Consider the following 16,781-nt stretch of genomic DNA (forward strand, 5'->3'; position numbering starts at 1 on the left):
GAGGAGAGGTACGGCAATCGCCGGGTGCGATCAGCCCTTGACCGCGCCGAGCATCACGCCCGAGACGAAGTAGCGCTGCACGAACGGGTACACACAGAGGATGGGCAGCGAGGTCAGCACGATCGTGACGGCCTGGATGTTCGCCCCGACCTGGCTGAGCTGCGCGTCGGCCGCGCCGGCGTTGCCGCCCGTGGTGGCGCCGGAGATGAGGTTGCGCAGATAGACGGTGGCCGGCATCAGCTCGGACTTGTCCATGTAGAGGAAGGCGCTGAACCAGGAGTTCCAGAAGGACACCGAGTAGAAGAGCACCATCGTCGCGACGACCGCCTTGGACAGCGGAAGCACGATGCGCAGCAGGACGCCGTACGTGTTCAGGCCGTCGATCTGCGCGGCCTCCTCCAGGTCGCCCGGCAGGTTCTCGAAGAAGGCCTTCATCACCAGGAGGTTGAAGACGCTGATCGCGTTCGGGAGCGCGACCGCCCAGACGCTGTTCTTCAGGCCGAGGCTGGTGATCAGGACGTAGTTCGGGATCAGACCGCCGGTGAAGAACATGGTGAAGACGGCGACGCCGACCAGGAAGCCGCGGCCCCTGAGGTGCTTCTTCGACAGGACGTAGGCGTAACACGTCGTCAGCACCATCGCCACGACGGTGGACACGACCGTGTAGAACACGGTGTTGCCGTAGTTCCGCCAGAACATCGAGTCCTCGAACACGATCCTGTACGTGGTGAGGTTGAACCCCTCGGGCCACAACGTCACCTCGCCGGCCCGGATCTGCCGCTCCCCGCTGAACGAGCGGGCGATGATGTTGACGAAGGGGTACAGGGTCACGACCACGACCAGGGTGAGGATCACCCCGTTGATCCCCTGGAAGACGCGGTGGCCGCGGGTGGGCCGGTTGACGCTCACCACAGGCTGGTCCCCACTGTGCGACGCGAGAGCTGGTTGGCGGACGTGATCAGGACCAGGCCGATGATCGCCTCGAACAGGCCGATGGCGGCGGCGTAGCTGAAGCTGTTGGACTCGACGCCCGCGCGGTAGAGGTACGTCGGGATCACATCGGCGGTCGGATACGTCAGCGGGTTGTACAGCAGGAGGACCTTCTCGAAGCCGACCGCCATGAAGGTGCCGATGTTGAGGATCAGCAGCGTGATCATGGTGGGGCGGATGCCGGGCAGAGTGACGTGCCAGATCTGCTGCCAGCGGTTGGCGCCGTCGATGCGCGCGGCCTCGTAGAGGTCCTCGTCGATCGTGGTGAGCGCGGCGAGGTAGAGGATCGTGCCCCAGCCCGCGGTCTGCCAGATCTCCGAGCCGACGTAGATCGTGCGGAACCACTCGGGTTCCTGGACGAAACGGATCGGATCGTGGCCGAACCAGCCCAGGATGTGGTTGACCGGCCCGTCCGTGGCGAGCATCTGCATCGTGATCCCCGCGACGATCACGATCGACAGGAAGTGCGGCAGGTACGACACCGACTGCACGAACCGCTTCAGGGAGCGCCTGCGCACCTCGTTCAGCAGCAGCGCCAGCACGATCGGGATCGGAAAGCAGAAGACCAGCGTGAGTCCGCCGAGCCACAGGGTGTTGCGGAAGACCTGCCAGAAGGTGGGATCGGCGAGGAACATGCGCACATAGCGCAGTCCCACCCACTGCTCGCCGAAGATCGATCCGCCCGGCTCGAAGCGGCGGAAGGCGATCACGTTGCCGATCATCGGCAGATAGCGGAAGACCAGGAAGAACAGCAGCGGCAGCACGGCCAGCGAGTACAGCTGCCAGTCCCGGCGCAGCGCCCGCCGCCGGCCGCGGCGCGCGGGCGGGCGCACCGGGCCGTGCCGGGTCTTCCGCGGTGGTTCCTGGGTGCCTGGTGGTGGGGCCGACGTGGCGGAGGTGCTCATGCTCGGGCCTCCCGGGGCGTCCTGTGAAACGCGCGATCTCGAGACGCCCCCGTATGGCGCGCCTCGAAACTTTCGTGCCCTTACCGGTAACTCTGCGGCAACGTAAGGGCACACGGAAAGCGCTGTCAATGGGTGCTGCACGGCGGGCTGGTGGGACAGGACAGGCGTGGAATTCCCTCAAGGGCGGGGTAGAACCGGGGCGTTGAGTGCTACCGTCCTCCGCAAATTTCTGGAGCACGTACGCAACGATCGATCACCCCCGACCTGCGAGGTGCCGCCCGTGCCCGCGTTCGACCTGCCGCTGCCCGAACTGGAGCGTCACCGCCCCGACCCCGACGAGCCCGCCGACTTCGACGCGTTCTGGCGGGACACCCTGAAGGGAGCCGAGCAACCCGAGCCGTTGATGTCGGTCCGTCCCGTCGAGACCGGCCTGCGCCTGACGCGGACCTGGGACGTGACCTTCGGGGGCTTCGCGGGCGACCCGGTCCGGGCCTGGTTCAGCCTCCCCGCGGGGGCGCGCGAACCTCTCCCCGCGGTCGTCGAGTACGCCGGCTACGGCCGCGGGCGAGGACTCCCGCACGAGCGACTGACCTGGGTGAACGCCGGCTACGCACATCTGCTGATGGACAACCGGGGCCAGGGCGACCAGTACGGCAGCGGCGGCGCCACCCCCGACCCGCACGCCACCGCCCCCGGCGGACCCGGTCCGGCCGTCCGCGGTCTGCTCAGCCCGCACGACTACCACTACCGCCGGCTGATCACGGACGCGGTGCGCGCCGTGACGGCCGTCCGCGCGCTGCCGGGCGTGGACGGGACGCGGACCGCAGCCGTGGGCAACAGCCAGGGCGGCGGACTCGCGCTCGCCGTCGCGGGCCTGGTCCCCGACCTGGCCGCGGTCCTGATCACGGCCCCGCTGCTGTGCGGCATCCGCCGCGCCCTGGACCTCACCGACGCGGGCCCCTACGGCGAGATCTCCGCCTACCTCTCGGTCCACCGGGGCGCCGAACAGGCCGCCCACCGCACCCTCTCCTACGTCGAGGGCGTCTCCTTCGCCCGCCGCGCCCACGCCCCGGCCCACTTCGGCACGGGGTTGCGGGACACGGTGTGCCCGCCGAGCGGGGCGTACGCGGCGTTCAACCGGTACGGGGAGTCGGCGGGCACGGGTGTGCGCAAGGAGCTGCACGCGTATCCGTACAACGGCCACGAAGGCGGCGACGCGGTGCACGTACGCCGCCAGCTGGACTGGCTGGAGGCCGTGCGGGGCTTCCGTCCGGAGCCGGCGTGAACCCCTGCGCGTCCGAGTCGTCCGGCGGCCGCACGCCGACGCGCTCCTGCGCGCTCAGCGCCTGCCGCGGGCCGCGGTCGCGCGGAACACCCGCTCCGCCTGGGGGCCGTGGGCGAGATCGAGTGCTGCCCGGCGCCCGCCTCGCGGACCCGGCGGGCGACGGCTCACGCCCACCGGGTCCGCCCAAAGCGGTGGTTCAGCCGACCCGGCAGGGCAGGGTCGTCGCGCTGTCGCCGCCGGCTCCGGAGACGACGTACCCGAACGTCGTGCTCTGACCCGGACTCAGGGAGCCGTTCCAGTTGGCGTTGTGGACCATCACCGCCTGTCCGTTGTAGGTGGCGTTGCCGCTCCACAGGCTGTCGACCTTCTGACCGGCGGGCAGGGTCCAGTCGACCATCCAGCCGAGCATCGGGACGTCGCCGGAGTTGGTGACGGTCACCTCGGACTGGTAGCCGCCGTTCCAGCTCCCCGTCGTCCTGCGGGTGGCCGTGCAGGTGCCGGGGACGGGGTCGGTGGGGTCGCCCGGGTCGTGGATGCCCGTCACCTCGCCGTTGCCGCCGTCGAAGACGACGTCGGAGCAGGAGTAGAAGGTCTCCTGGCTGTCGGAGCGCTGCCAGACCATGTAGACGATGTGGCGCCCCGACTTGCCGGCGGGGAGCTTGCCGCTCCAGGAGTAGTTGGCCTCGACCGTGCCCGGGCTGCCGTTGAGCGGCGGGTGGTCGACGGAGAGGAAGGGCTGGTCCTCGATGTCGTCCCAGGTGAGGGTCCGGGTCGGGTCGAAGCCGTCCTTCGTGATGTAGACGTGGAACCAACCCGGGTGCGCCGCCCAGGCGTTGTAGGAGAAGTCGACCGTCGCGCCCGAGGTGAGGTGGGTGAGCGGCCAGTCGTCGCGGGGGGCGTTGAAGCCGGTGAAGTTGGTGTTGCCGCCGCTGCACAGCTGCCCGTCGGGCACGAAGCCGCGGGTGCGGCCGGCACCGTCGGAGCGCAGCACCGAGAACCAGTTGTAGAACGGCGTGGTCCCGCTGACCTGTTGGGCGTTCCGGCAGGCCGGGTTGACCGGCTTGATCTCACCGGTGTCGGTCAGACCGTCCTGCCAGCACAGGAAGGTGCGGCTACCGGGCTTCATGGGCGTGCCGTGGGCCTCCGCCTTGCCGCCGGCCGTGACGATCAGGCCGAGGGCGGGGACGGCGGCGAGGAGGGAGACGAAGACGAGGAGGAGGGCTTTGGTGCGTAATCCCGTTCTTGCTTTTGCCATGATCATGACAGCTCGCATGACGGATCCGTCCTTCCGTGTACGGACCGTGCGGGTATGGAGGTTGCGGGTGGTGCCGGTAGGAAGGTGCCGGTGTGCGGGGGGTGGGGTGGAGAGGCCGCGTGAAGCGGGAGCGTTCCCGGGGCGGGTTCCGGTCCACCGGTGTGGGAGCGCTCCCACCCCACCTGTGGCGGAAGATAGCGCTGCGCGGCGCACTTGTAAACGGGCGCGTACGGCGTTTCGCGCGGCCGACGGCGCACGGACCCGGAACGGGCCTGCACCCGGAGCCGGGAGCGGGCCCGGCAACCGGACCCCCGGACGGGGACGGCGCACGGACCCGGAACGCGCACGGCACCCGGAGTGGGAACGGGCACGGCGAAGGGCCGCACCCCCGTCACCGGGGATGCGGCCCTCGACTGCCCTGCCGGGCCGCCCGCGTGACCGCTTACTTGCGGATCAGGCTGCGCAGCACGTACTGCATGATGCCGCCGTTGCGGTAGTAGTCGGCCTCACCGGGGGTGTCGATGCGGACGACCGCGTCGAACTCGACGCCCGTGTCGGTGGTGACCTTGACCGTGCGCGGCGTGGTGCCGTTGTTCAGCTCCTCGACGCCGGTGAAGGAGAAGGTCTCCTCGCCGGTCAGGCCGAGGGACCCGGCGGACTGGCCCTCCGGGAACTGGAGCGGCAGCACGCCCATGCCGATGAGGTTGGAGCGGTGGATGCGCTCGTACGACTCGGCGATGACGGCCTTGACGCCGAGGAGGGCCGTGCCCTTGGCCGCCCAGTCACGGGACGAGCCGGAGCCGTACTCCTTGCCCGCGAGCACGACGAGCGGGATGCCCTGCTCGATGTAGTTGCGGGAGGCGTCGTAGATGAAGGAGACCGGGCCGCCGTCCTGCGTGAAGTCGCGGGTGTAGCCGCCCTCGGTGCCCGGCGCGATCTGGTTGCGCAGGCGGATGTTGGCGAACGTACCGCGGATCATGACCTCGTGGTTGCCGCGGCGGGAGCCGTAGCTGTTGAAGTCACGACGCTCCACACCGTGCTCGGTGAGGTACTTGCCGGCCGGGGTGTCGGCCTTGATGGCACCGGCCGGGGAGATGTGGTCGGTGGTGACCGAGTCGCCCAGCTTGGCCAGGACGCGGGCGCCGGTGATGTCGGAGACCGGGGTGGTCTCCATCGTCATGCCCTCGAAGTACGGGGGCTTGCGCACGTACGTCGACTCCGGGTCCCACTCGAAGGTGTTGCCGGTCGGGATCGGCAGCGCCTGCCACTGGGCGTCGCCCGCGAAGACGTCGGAGTAGGACTTGTTGAACATGTCCTCGCCGATGGCGTTCGCCACGACGTCGTTGACCTCGGCCTCGGAGGGCCAGATGTCCTTCAGGTAGACCGGCTTGCCGTCCTGGTCGACACCGAGGGCGTCCTTGGTGATGTCCACCTTCATGGAGCCCGCGAGGGCGTAGGCGACGACCAGCGGCGGGGACGCCAGGTAGTTCATCTTGACGTCGGGGTTGATACGGCCCTCGAAGTTCCGGTTGCCGGAGAGGACCGAGGTGACGGCGAGGTCGTGGTCGTTGACGGCCTTGGAGACCTCCTCCGGCAGCGGGCCGGAGTTGCCGATGCAGGTGGTGCAGCCGTAGCCGACGAGGTTGAAGCCGACCTTGTCGAGGTACGGGGTGAGGCCCGCCTTGTCGAAGTAGTCGGTGACGACCTTCGACCCCGGGGCGAGGGTGGTCTTGACCCACGGCTTGCGGGTCAGGCCCTTCTCGACCGCCTTCTTGGCCACCAGCGCGGCGGCGACCATGACGTACGGGTTGGAGGTGTTGGTGCAGGAGGTGATGGCGGCGACCGTCACGGCACCGTGGTCGATCTCGTACGTCGAGCCGTCGGGGGCGGTCACGGTGACCGGGTTGGACGGGGCGCCGTTGGGGGCGACGGCCGGGGCGTCGGAGGCCGGGAAGGACTCCTGGCCCGCCTCGTCGACGACGTCGACGTAGTTGCGGACGTCCAGCTTGAACTGCTCGGCCGCGTTGGCCAGGACGATGCGGTCCTGCGGGCGCTTCGGGCCGGCGATGGACGGGACGACCGTCGACAGGTCCAGCTCGAGCTTCTCGGAGAAGTCCGGCTCGGCCTTCGGGTCCAGCCAGAGGCCCTGCTCCTTGGCGTACGCCTCGACGAGCGCGAGCTGCTGCTGGGAGCGGCCGGTGAGCTTCAGGTACTTGATCGTTTCGGCGTCGATCGGGAAGATCGCGGCGGTGGAGCCGAACTCCGGCGACATGTTGCCGATGGTGGCGCGGTTGGCGAGGGAGGTGGCGGCCACGCCCTCGCCGTAGAACTCGACGAACTTGCCGACGACACCGTGCTTGCGCAGCATCTCGGTGATGGTGAGCACGAGGTCGGTGGCGGTGGTGCCGGGGTTCAGCTCGCCGGTCAGCTTGAAGCCGACGACGCGCGGGATGAGCATCGAGACCGGCTGGCCGAGCATCGCGGCCTCGGCCTCGATACCGCCGACGCCCCAGCCGAGGACGCCGAGGCCGTTGACCATGGTGGTGTGCGAGTCGGTGCCGACGAGGGTGTCGGGGTACGCCTGGCCGCCCCGCACCATGACGGTACGCGCCAGGTGCTCGATGTTCACCTGGTGGACGATGCCGGTGCCGGGGGGTACGACCTTGAACTCGTCGAACGCGGTCTGGCCCCAGCGCAGGAACTGGTAGCGCTCCTTGTTGCGGCCGTACTCCAGCTCGACGTTCTGCGCGAAGGCCTCGTTGGTGCCGAACTTGTCGGCGATGACGGAGTGGTCGATGACCAGCTCGGCCGGGGCCAGCGGGTTGATCTTCGCCGGGTCGCCGCCGAGCTCCTTGACGGCCTCACGCATGGTGGCCAGGTCGACGACACAGGGAACGCCGGTGAAGTCCTGCATGATCACGCGGGCCGGCGTGAACTGGATCTCCTGGCTGGGCTGGGCCTGCGAGTCCCAGTTGCCGAGGGCGCGGATGTGGTCGGCGGTGATGTTCGCGCCGTCCTCCGTGCGGAGCAGGTTCTCCAGCAGGACCTTGAGGCTGTACGGCAGGCGGGCCGAGCCCTCCACCTTGTCCAGCCGGAAGATCTCGTACGACTCGTCGCCCACCTGCAGCGTGCTGCGGGCGTCGAAGCTGTTCGCCGACACGACAGTCTCCTTCATTGATGTGCGCGTACCACCGCATCCTGCCGCCACGCGAGCTTGGCCGATCCGCTAAGGTCAGACTAAGTTAGGTAGCCCTTACTGGAGTGGCGGCTGCGGTGCGCCTCGGCAGATATCTCGATGTCGAGATAACTCTAGTACATGGGGGCTGGTTGGTCATGCCCGGGCTGCCCGTGGCGCCCCCCGTAACCGCGGCCGGGGCCCTTCCGGCCGCCGGCCGCCGCGGCGTCACCCCACCACGGGACGGCCGTACGCCGACACCGGACGAGGTCAGGACCGGACGCCGGACGGGTCGAGACCGGACACCGGACGGGTCGAGAACGGACGCCGGACGGGTCGGGACAGGACGCCGGACGGGTCGAGAACGGACGCCGGACGGTCAAGTCCGGACGCCGGACGGTCAAGACCGCCGCGCCGGGAAGCCGTTGGCGCCGCTTCGGCCCGGGGCGCGGCCATGAGGCGGCCGAGCGGGGGTAGACGAGAGCGGACGGGACATTCCCCGAGCACCAGCCGACCGAAGAAGGAGGCCCGATGCCCCTCACCTTCCGCAAGAGCTTCCGGATCCTGCCCGGCGTGCGCCTGAACATCAACCGGCGCTCCTGGTCCATCACCACCGGGGGCGGCACCCATGGCCCGCGTCACACGCACAGCAGCACCGGACGTCGTACGACATCGATGGATTTGCCCGGACCTTTCGGATGGCGTCGTACGCGTACCTCCAGGCGGCGTTGACGGGCCGTCACCCGAACGGACCCCCCGAGAGGCACCATCTCATATCTGAGATAACCTCAACCCCATGGCAGACGACTACCTCGTACGCATCGGCAGGCTCATCCGTGACGCCCGGCAGCACAGGGGCTGGACACAGGCGCAGCTGGCCGAGGCGCTCGGAACCAGCCAGAGTGCCGTCAACCGCATCGAGCGCGGCAACCAGAACATCAGCCTTGAGATGATCGCTCGCATCGGTGAGGCCCTGGACAGTGAGATCGTCTCGCTGGGCTACGCGGGGCCGATGCATCTGCGGGTCGTGGGCGGCCGGCGGCTGTCCGGCGCCATCGACGTGAAGACGAGCAAGAACGCGTGTGTGGCCCTGCTGTGCGCCTCGCTGCTCAACCAGGGGCGCACGGTGCTGCGCCGGGTCGCCCGCATCGAGGAGGTCTACCGTCTCCTCGAGGTGCTGAACTCCATCGGCGTCCGCACCCGGTGGGTCAACGACGGCGTCGACCTGGAGATCGTGCCGCCGGCCGAGCTGGACATGGGGGCGATCGACGCCGAGGCCGCCGTGCGCACCCGGTCCATCATCATGTTCTTCGGCCCGCTGCTGCACCGCATGGACCACTTCAAGCTGCCGTACGCCGGCGGCTGCGACCTCGGTACGCGGACCATCGAGCCGCACATGATCGCGCTGCGCCGGTTCGGGCTGGACATCGCCGCGACGGAGGGGCAGTACCACGCCGTCGTCGACCGCTCCGTCCGCCCGGACCGCCCGATCGTCCTGACCGAGCGCGGCGACACGGTCACCGAGAACGCGCTGCTGGCCGCCGCCCGGCACGACGGCGTCACGGTCATCCGCAACGCCTCCTCCAACTACATGGTCCAGGACCTGTGCTTCTTCCTGGAGGCGCTCGGCGTCGAGGTCGAGGGCATCGGCACCACCACGCTCACCGTCCACGGTGTGCCGCACATCGACGTCGACGTCGACTACTCCCCCTCCGAGGACCCGGTCGAGGCGATGAGCCTGGTGGCCGCCGCCGTCGTCACCGAGTCGGAGCTGACGGTGCGCCGGGTGCCGATCGAGTTCCTGGAGATCGAGCTGGCCGTGCTGGAGGAGATGGGCCTCGACCACGACCGCACGCCCGAGTACGTCGCCGACAACGGCCGTACCCGGCTGGTGGACCTGACCGTACGGCCCTCCAAGCTGGAGGCGCCCATCGACAAGATCCACCCGATGCCGTTCCCGGGCCTGAACATCGACAACGTCCCCTTCTTCGCGGCCATCGCGGCCGTCGCCCAGGGCAAGACCCTGATCCACGACTGGGTCTACGACAACCGCGCGATCTACCTCACCGACCTCAACCGCCTCGGCGGACGGCTCCAGCTCCTCGACCCGCACCGGGTGTTGGTGGAGGGCCCGACGCGCTGGCGCGCCGCCGAGATGATGTGCCCGCCCGCCCTGCGCCCCGCGGTCGTCGTCCTGCTGGCGATGATGGCGGCGGAGGGCACGTCCGTGCTGCGCAACGTGTACGTCATCAACCGGGGGTACGAGGACCTGGCGGAGCGGCTGAACTCGATCGGGGCGCAGATCGAGATCTTCCGGGACATTTGATATGCGAGTGCCGCCGCACCCCGTCTGACCTGCTACTTAGCGGGTCAGGATGGGGTGCGGCGGCATCTCTGGGACTGCTCTGGGACTTTGGAGCTGCGGCGGGCTACGGGCCGCGCTCAACGGCCCCTGCCGGCTGGCCGCGGCTACGCGAAGATCGCGTCGATGGCGGCGCTGCCCCGTGCGCCGGCTCGCGGCAGGAAGTGTGAGTACTTCCGCAGCGTGAACCCCGGGTCGGAGTGCCCTAGCCAGCGTGCCAGGGAGACGATCGATTCGCCAGCCTCCAGTTCCTCGGAGGCGAAGAAGTGACGCAGGGCGTGGAAGCCGTGCTCCCGGGACGGCTCCCACACGCGAGCACCGTCGGCGCCGCCTTCCTCCAGCGGTGCGATCACGCCCGCCGTGGCCAGCGCGGGCTTCCATACGTAGGAGTTGAAGTAGTTCCGGTTGATGGCCTTCCGCTCGCGCCGCAGGCGGTGTCGGCGGCTGCATGCACGGTTACGGCGACGTGGCGGGTGGCCCGTCTGCCCAGCCCTCCACCGTACTGCCGGGCCCCCGACCGAGGACCGTCCGCATTTGGGAAGGACACATCGTCGATGACCGCACACCTCGGGCTTGACCACCTGGCTCAGCCGCTCGGCGATCCGCCACCGCACCGGAGTCGACGGCCACGGCGACTGATTCACGAACTGCTGCAGGGCCTGCACGTTCCCGTCGGGCAGCTGCTGAGCCATCGGCTGGATCGACTTACGTCGGCCATCCAGCATCAGCCACCGCAGATAGCACTCGCCCCTGGCCCGCTGGTCCGTACGCGGCGCCAAGGGCTCTCCGGTCCACCAAGAGCAGAGCAAACGGCAGTTCCCCACCAGTACTGAACGCTCGTTGCCGGACCCTGGCCGGTCACCTAATCGCTCCGCCCCCTTCGCGCCGACGAGGCGAAACATCGACACGGAGCCGGATAGGTGACTCCCGCAGGTTTGCGCCGAAAGTGTTTCCCGCACCTCAGCGGGGTTATGCATGAGTCATGCATGACGACTTCCGTACAGCGAATCTTCTGGGGGCCGCCACGCTGGCCCTCAGTGACGTGGTGGTAGCCGAGGCGACCAGGGCGGCCAGCACCAGTTCGAGCGGGGCTGCCGCGCTCGTGGTGTTGTCCACGGATCCCGGCTTGAGCGTGACCGAGCTGGGGCGGCGGGTGGGGCTGAGCCAGTCAGCGGCGGCCCGTATGGTCGGGGGCCTGGAAAGTCAGGGACTAGTACGCAAAGAAGCCAGCTGGGGCGGGTGGGTCCGCCTCCGACTCAGTGAACTGGGCGAGCAGGCGGCGCACACTCTCCTCGCCTGCCGGGGCAACGTGTTGCGGCAGGCCCTGAGCCACCTCGACGAGGGTGAGCGGGAGCAGCTCGGCACGTTGCTGAGCAAGCTGCTGACGGGCCTGTACCGGCAGCCTGGTGACGCCGAGAAGATCTGTCGGCTGTGCGACCGGAGTGCGTGTGTCGAGGGTGGTGAAAATTGCCCAGTGGGCCAGGCGGACCGGGACCACCGGGCGAGCCGCGAGCGTGAACATGGGTGAACTGCTCGCTCTGCTGTCCGCCCTGTGTTTCGGCATCACGCATTTCATCAACGGGCTGGTGTCGCGCAGACACAATGGCCTGACCGTGGCGCTGCATGCCCAACTGGGCGGTACCTTGATCGCTTTGCCCCTGGCACTGTTCCTGGACGCCGGATCCGCCACGCTCGCCGATTACGGGTGGGGAGCGATGTCGGGGGTGGGGACGGGAGTGGGTGTGGCTTTCCTGTACCGCGCGATGTCGCAGGGTGCGATAAGCGTGGTCGTCCCGGTCAGCGACGTGGGAGCCGTGGCCCTGCCGGTCCTGGTGGGGGTGAGTTTCCTTGGGGAACGCCCGGCGCCCCCCGCATGGGTAGGAATCGCCGCTGTCCTACCGACACTGTGGCTGGTCTCGCAGAGTACGCAGGAGCCGGACGACAAGCGGCGAGGGACGGTGTCCGCCGGGGTGCCCAGTGCCCTGGTCGCCAGCGTGGGGTTCGGTATTCAATTCCTGGCCATGGCACAGGTGGACAAGGACAGCGGCTTGTGGCCAGTGGTGCTGAGCCGGGTAGTCTCTGTCGCGGTCATCGCCGCGGTCCTGGGATCCTACGGTGCGGGCTGGATGTTGACGGGACGGCCATGGGCAGCGACCGTGACGGCCGGCGCGCTGGGAACAGTCGCGATCGTGCTGTACCTGGAGGCCACCAGGCAGCAGCTCATGGCCATCGCCACCGTACTCTCCGCCCTCTACCCTGCTATCCCCGTCCTCCTCGCCCTGGTGCTCCTGAAGGAGCGCCTGAACCGCCGTCAGGCCGTCGGTCTGGCCTGTGCGGCGTTCGCCATCGGGCTCATCGCGCTGCAATGAAAGCGCCGGCCCTCTGTCACCGAGGGCCAGCGGGTGCGGCTACGACCCCAGGTAGGTCATGACGTGCTTGATCCGGGTGTAGTCCTCCAGGCTGTAGGACGAGAGATCCTTGCCGTAGCCGGAGTGCTTGAACCCCCCGTGCGGCATTTCGGCGGCGACCGGGATGTGGCAGTTGATCCAGACACAGCCGGCGTCGATCCTCCGGGCCATGGTCATTGCGCGTCGGTGGTCCCGCGTCCAGACCGAGGACGCGAGACCGTACCGCACTCCGTTGGCGAGGCGGAGGGCTTCTTCGTCACCGCTGGAGGGTTGGACGGTGATGACCGGTCCAAAGATCTCCTCCTGAACAGCCCGGTCCTGCTGCCGTAGGCCCGTCACCACGGTGGGCTGGTGGAAGTATCCCTGGCCCGGTAGGGCCTTTCCCCCGCTGACCACCTGGGCGTGTGAGGGGAGGTTTCGGAGATGGTCCTGGACCCGGGACAACTGCACGGCGCTGTTCAGCGGGCCGAAGAAGACAGTCGGGTCGTCGGGGGCACCGGTGGTCAGACCTTTGACCTCCTGTGTGAGCGCAGCCACGAACTCGTCGTGCACAGACTGGTCCACGATGACCCGGCAGGCCGAGGCGCAGTCCTGTCCGGCGTTGAAGAGGGCTGCCTGGGCGATGCCCTGGGCAGCCTGGGCCAGATCAGCATCGGCGGCAACGACGACCGGTGCTTTGCCGCCCAACTCCAGGTGAAGGCGTTTGACATCCGCGGCGGCGGCTCCGGCCACCTCGGTCCCCGCCCGAATGCTGCCGGTCACCGACACCATGGCCGGCACAGGGTGCCGTACCAGTCGGCGCCCTGTCTCCCGGGAGCCGCAGACGACGTTCAACACGCCGTCGGGCAGGAACTCGGCGGCCAGTTCGGCGAGCATCAACGTCGTCAGGGGTGTGGTGTCGGAAGGCTTCAGGACCACTGTGTTGCCCGCCGCCACGGCGGGCACGAACTTCCACACGGCCATCATCAGCGGATAGTTCCACGGCGTGACCTGGGCACATACTCCGAGCGGCTCCCTGCGCACGAACGAGGTGTGCTCCGCGATGTACTCCCCCGCCGACTTGCCCTCCAGGAAGCGCGCGGCTCCCGCGAAAAAGCGGATCTGGTCGATCATCGGGCCCATTTCCTCGGCCGCCGTGACATGCAGAGGCTTGCCTGTATGCACTGCCTCCGCGCGGACGAACTCGTCCGCACGTCGCTCCATAGCATCAGCTATGCGCATCAGGCTGAGCTGCCGCTGCCCCGGAGCGACGTCCCGCCATTTCTCGAATGCGGCATGTGCAGCGGTGAGGGCTAGATCGACGTCCGCGTCGCCGGACACGGGTGCGCTGCCGGTGACGCGGCCAGTCGACGGGTCGGTCAGGTCGAGCGTTTCCTCGGACATCGCCTGGCGGTAGCGTCCGCCGATGAAGTTCTGCAGTGCTTGCTGCGCAGTCACTGTCCTCACCTCGGCACGGGTGTGAAATCACGGCTGGCGATGTACGTCGGCCGTGGGGCGGGAGCGCCGAAGGGTTCCTTGAGGACGTTGTCGACGCTGTTGAAGACGATGAAAATGTTGGACCGCGAGTACGGCGTGATGTTGCCGTTCGACCCGTGCATGCAGTTGGAGTCGAAGAAGGTGGCTGATCCGGGCGCCCCGGTGAACTGCTCGATGCCGCCCGCCTTGTGAGCGAGCTCACGCACCGAGTCTTCGTCCGGCATCCCGACAGCCACGGAGTGGGTGCGCAGGGAGTTGCGGTGGTGATCGTCGGGTGTCCGGCCCACGCACGGCACGAAGGTGCGGTGCGAACCAGGAATGATCATCAGGCTGCCGTTGTAGGGGTAGTTCTCGGTCAGGGCGATGGAGACACTCACCGCTCGCGGCGCCGGCATGCCGTCTTCCGCGTGCCATGTCTCGAAGTCGGAGTGCCAGTAGAAGGGGCCCCCGCCGAAGCCCGGCTTGTAGTTGACCCGGCTCTGATGGATGTACACCTCTGAGCCGAGCATCTGACGGGCAGGGCCCACCACCCGGGGATCGGCGGTCAAGCGGGCGAAGACCTCGCTGATGCGGTGCACTTCGAAGACCGAGCGGACCTCCTGCGACTTCTCCTCGATGACGGTGCGCTCGTCCTCGCGCAGGGCGGAGTCGGCGGCGAGACGTGCCGCTTCCCCCTGGAGGACCTCGACCTCCTTCCGGGTGAGGAGAGCCTGTTCCGCGTGAAAGCCGAGCCGGTCAAACGCATCCAGTCGATCGGCTGACAGCGGGCCGTCCTCGGCGGTGCCCCAGGCCGTCGGATCCTCGCGCGCAAGGGCGGGGGCGGGAGAAAGCAGACGAGTGGGGTAACGGTCGGTCAGAGTGGTGCTCATGTTGCCGGTGCCTTTCGTCTAGAAGGGGTTCTGGTCGTGGCAGGCTGTCGTGCTGCCGCATCCATTCGGCGCGGGCACGTCCAGGGCGGGATTGCCGTCGAAGAATCCGTTGGGGCGCAGAGCGAAGCCGGTGCTCACCACGGGCATGGCGGGCCAGTCCTCGGGGCGCACGATGTGGTGCTCGCCGAAGGTGTGCCACACCACCACGTCGGTGTCGGCCAGCGGCCGGTCCTGCCGCACGAAGGCGGGCAGTCCCTCGCCGCCACGGCTTTGGTTGGGGTAGTCGCCGGCCGCGTAGAACTGTGTGGGGTCGTACGCGGTCACCCACAGGTGTCCGTAGCAGAAACGTGCCCGCTCCCATGCCTGGCTGCCCTCTGGCTGCATGGGCAGAAGACCCGAGTCGGGCACCAGCTTGTACCCCACTGGCTGCCCGAGGCCGTTGTGTTGGTGCGGATTGACGATGTTCCAGAACCGGCCCGTGGCGGCGTGCGCGGTTCGTTGCTGTGCCTGCTGCTCGGATTCCAGCAGCCGGTGCCGTGTGCGCCAGGCATTGGCGTGCGGATTGTGCTCGTCGACGGGGAGCGCCACGGAGTCGACCTCGTAGACCGAGTTGCGCGGGCCGTCGATGGCCATGTCGAGACGCATGGAGAAGAAGTGCTGGTGATGGGGGCCGTAGAGGCCGGGGGCGACGGCGGTGCCGTATGGCGGGCACTCCCCCTTGAAAGCCCCGGTGGAGACCATTCCGGTGAGCTTGACCTCGAACTTGATCGTTCCGTCCAGGTAGAGGTACCAGAAGTAGCCGTACTGGTAGTTGCCCAGGACGGCGAAGGAGGATATGACCAGCCGACGTTGACGCCTGGTCACCACCTTGCCGGTGCGGAAGTCAGTGTGCTTCCACGCGATGTTCATGTCCTCTTCGTGCATGCACACGGCGTTGGGCAGCGTGACGGGTTCGCCGTCCTGGTCATGCACCACGGCGTCGAAGTAGTGGATCTCGCCGAGGCAGTCGCAGCCCAGTTCCAGAGCGTTGACCATGAACCCGGCACCGTACTCGCCCTCGTCGAAGGCGTTCTTGCGGTAATGGGTCAAGCCCGGGTCTCCGTAGGGGGTGTACATCTCGGCCAGCGAGGCGCGGTGCAGGATGGACCGGATCCGGCCCTGATCCTGGTAACCCACCTGGTGCAGGACGAGGCCCTCGCGCACGGTGAAACCGATGCGGAAGTGCCACTTCTGCCACTCCACCGCGTAGCCGTCCACCGTGAAGCTCGGTCCCTCGGGCTGCGTGATGTCGATGGGCTTGAGGTCCTGGCGCTCCTCCACCACTGCCGGCCAGTTGTTGTCGGGAGTGCGCACCGCCGGGTCGTAGTTGCCCGACAGCGGAGGCAGCGGCACAACCCCCTTGTCCGTCACCTCGAGCACCTCCATGGTGTCGAGGTCGATCAGCGCCACGAGGTTCTCCACGGGGCGGGCGTATCCGTTGTCCCCGGGAAAGGCACGCACGTAGGTCAGCGGGCAGGCGAGTCGGCGACCGGAGGCGTCGTCCAGTTCCCCGGTGTATCCGGTGGGCCAGGCGTCCACCATGGCCAAGGAAAAGTCCTCCACCCCGCGCCGCCGCATGGCCTGCTGCCAGCGGGAATCGGAGCGTACGGCGGCATCGCACTGGGCGAACTCCTCTTCGGTGATGGCCGTCTGCACGCCCGGCAGGTACCGCCAGTCGACGACCTTCGCCGCGTCCAGGGAGACGACCGCCTCGTAGGACCTGCGCCGCTTGCGGTCGCGCAACACCATGAAGACGTTCCTGGGGAGAGCCTCGTGACCGTCGTGGTGCAGCAGGCGCTGCTTGTCGGGTTCCTGGAGAGAGATCATCACGAAACGGGTGTCGGCTGTGAACTCCTGCTGGGCTTTTACCACCTTCACCGCTTGGCGGATCTCCTGCGGGGTCAGCGGGGCCAGAGGGTGAGGGGCGGTGGACGTGTCGCGGGTCGACATGGTGGTCATAGGCCCTCCGTAAGCCAAGGGGGGATCTGTGTCGGCAAGCCAGGGGGAATGCGGTGCC

13 protein-coding genes and 1 pseudogene are annotated in these 16,781 nt (G+C 68.4%); 5 read left to right on the forward strand and 9 right to left on the reverse strand.

From position 1 onward, the window contains the following. Nucleotides 1–30: 30 nt before the first annotated feature. Both ACF1A1_RS27655 and ACF1A1_RS27660 read right to left on the reverse strand, forming a co-directional pair. The gene (locus tag ACF1A1_RS27655) at nucleotides 31–912 is read right to left on the reverse strand and encodes a carbohydrate ABC transporter permease (RefSeq protein WP_392003651.1); all 882 of its coding nucleotides are present in this window, start codon (nucleotides 910–912) and stop codon (nucleotides 31–33) included. Continuing rightward, the gene (locus ACF1A1_RS27660) at nucleotides 906–1,895 is read right to left on the reverse strand and encodes an ABC transporter permease (RefSeq protein WP_392003653.1); all 990 of its coding nucleotides are present in this window, start codon (nucleotides 1,893–1,895) and stop codon (nucleotides 906–908) included. Before ACF1A1_RS27660 ends, ACF1A1_RS27655 begins: the two co-directional genes overlap by 7 nt. A gap of 280 nt (nucleotides 1,896–2,175) precedes the next feature. On the opposite strand from ACF1A1_RS27660, the gene ACF1A1_RS27665 reads away from it, so the two are divergent. Then, nucleotides 2,176–3,180, forward strand: a complete 1,005-nt coding sequence (locus ACF1A1_RS27665) for an acetylxylan esterase (RefSeq protein WP_392003655.1) — start codon at nucleotides 2,176–2,178, stop codon at nucleotides 3,178–3,180. Between the two features lie 196 nt (nucleotides 3,181–3,376). Here the strand turns inward: ACF1A1_RS27665 and ACF1A1_RS27670 are convergent, their stop codons facing one another. After that, nucleotides 3,377–4,435, reverse strand: a complete 1,059-nt coding sequence (locus ACF1A1_RS27670) for a lytic polysaccharide monooxygenase (RefSeq protein WP_392003657.1) — start codon at nucleotides 4,433–4,435, stop codon at nucleotides 3,377–3,379. A 442-nt stretch (nucleotides 4,436–4,877) separates the two neighbouring features. Then, nucleotides 4,878–7,595, reverse strand: a complete 2,718-nt coding sequence (acnA, locus tag ACF1A1_RS27675) for an aconitate hydratase AcnA (RefSeq protein WP_392003659.1) — start codon at nucleotides 7,593–7,595, stop codon at nucleotides 4,878–4,880. 546 nt (nucleotides 7,596–8,141) lie between these two features. On the opposite strand from acnA, the gene ACF1A1_RS27680 reads away from it, so the two are divergent. Both ACF1A1_RS27680 and ACF1A1_RS27685 read left to right on the forward strand, forming a co-directional pair. Then, nucleotides 8,142–8,342 carry a DUF4236 domain-containing protein gene (locus tag ACF1A1_RS27680; RefSeq protein ID WP_392003661.1) on the forward strand — a complete coding sequence of 67 codons (201 nt, stop codon included), beginning with the start codon at nucleotides 8,142–8,144 and terminating at the stop codon, nucleotides 8,340–8,342. Nucleotides 8,343–8,406: 64 nt separating this feature from the next. After that, entirely contained in the window at nucleotides 8,407–9,936 is a 1,530-nt protein-coding gene (locus tag ACF1A1_RS27685; RefSeq protein WP_392003663.1) for a helix-turn-helix domain-containing protein, read from the forward strand. Nucleotides 9,937–10,079: 143 nt separating this feature from the next. On the opposite strand, the gene ACF1A1_RS27690 is transcribed toward ACF1A1_RS27685, so the two are convergent. Next, nucleotides 10,080–10,283: a hypothetical protein gene (locus ACF1A1_RS27690; RefSeq protein WP_392003665.1), complete on the reverse strand. Its 204-nt coding sequence runs from the start codon at nucleotides 10,281–10,283 to the stop codon at nucleotides 10,080–10,082. Between the two features lie 119 nt (nucleotides 10,284–10,402). Beyond that, nucleotides 10,403–10,799: pseudogene (locus tag ACF1A1_RS27695) on the reverse strand (transposase); the annotation flags it as partial. Between the two features lie 155 nt (nucleotides 10,800–10,954). Here ACF1A1_RS27695 and ACF1A1_RS27700 point away from each other — a divergent pair. After that, the gene (locus tag ACF1A1_RS27700) at nucleotides 10,955–11,500 is read left to right on the forward strand and encodes a MarR family winged helix-turn-helix transcriptional regulator (protein WP_392003667.1); all 546 of its coding nucleotides are present in this window, start codon (nucleotides 10,955–10,957) and stop codon (nucleotides 11,498–11,500) included. Next, nucleotides 11,493–12,341 (forward strand): GRP family sugar transporter, encoded by an 849-nt coding sequence (locus tag ACF1A1_RS27705; RefSeq protein WP_392003669.1) that lies wholly within the window; start codon nucleotides 11,493–11,495, stop codon nucleotides 12,339–12,341. The genes ACF1A1_RS27700 and ACF1A1_RS27705 overlap by 8 nt, the downstream gene beginning before the upstream one ends. A gap of 39 nt (nucleotides 12,342–12,380) precedes the next feature. Here ACF1A1_RS27705 and ACF1A1_RS27710 read toward each other — a convergent pair whose 3' ends face one another. Genes ACF1A1_RS27710 through ACF1A1_RS27720 form a run of 3 tightly spaced genes read right to left on the reverse strand, consistent with a single transcriptional unit; the run spans nucleotide 12,381 to nucleotide 16,723 of the window. Continuing rightward, nucleotides 12,381–13,817 (reverse strand): gamma-aminobutyraldehyde dehydrogenase, encoded by a 1,437-nt coding sequence (locus tag ACF1A1_RS27710; RefSeq protein ID WP_392003671.1) that lies wholly within the window; start codon nucleotides 13,815–13,817, stop codon nucleotides 12,381–12,383. Nucleotides 13,818–13,822: 5 nt separating this feature from the next. Beyond that, nucleotides 13,823–14,725 (reverse strand): ectoine hydroxylase, encoded by a 903-nt coding sequence (gene thpD, locus ACF1A1_RS27715; RefSeq protein WP_392003673.1) that lies wholly within the window; start codon nucleotides 14,723–14,725, stop codon nucleotides 13,823–13,825. Nucleotides 14,726–14,743: 18 nt separating this feature from the next. Continuing rightward, nucleotides 14,744–16,723 carry a primary-amine oxidase gene (locus ACF1A1_RS27720; protein ID WP_392003675.1) on the reverse strand — a complete coding sequence of 660 codons (1,980 nt, stop codon included), beginning with the start codon at nucleotides 16,721–16,723 and terminating at the stop codon, nucleotides 14,744–14,746. Nucleotides 16,724–16,781: the final 58 nt, after the last annotated feature.

The sequence above is a fragment of the Streptomyces sp. NPDC014995 genome (genome assembly GCF_043080745.1).
Lineage (GTDB): Bacteria > Actinomycetota > Actinomycetes > Streptomycetales > Streptomycetaceae > Streptomyces.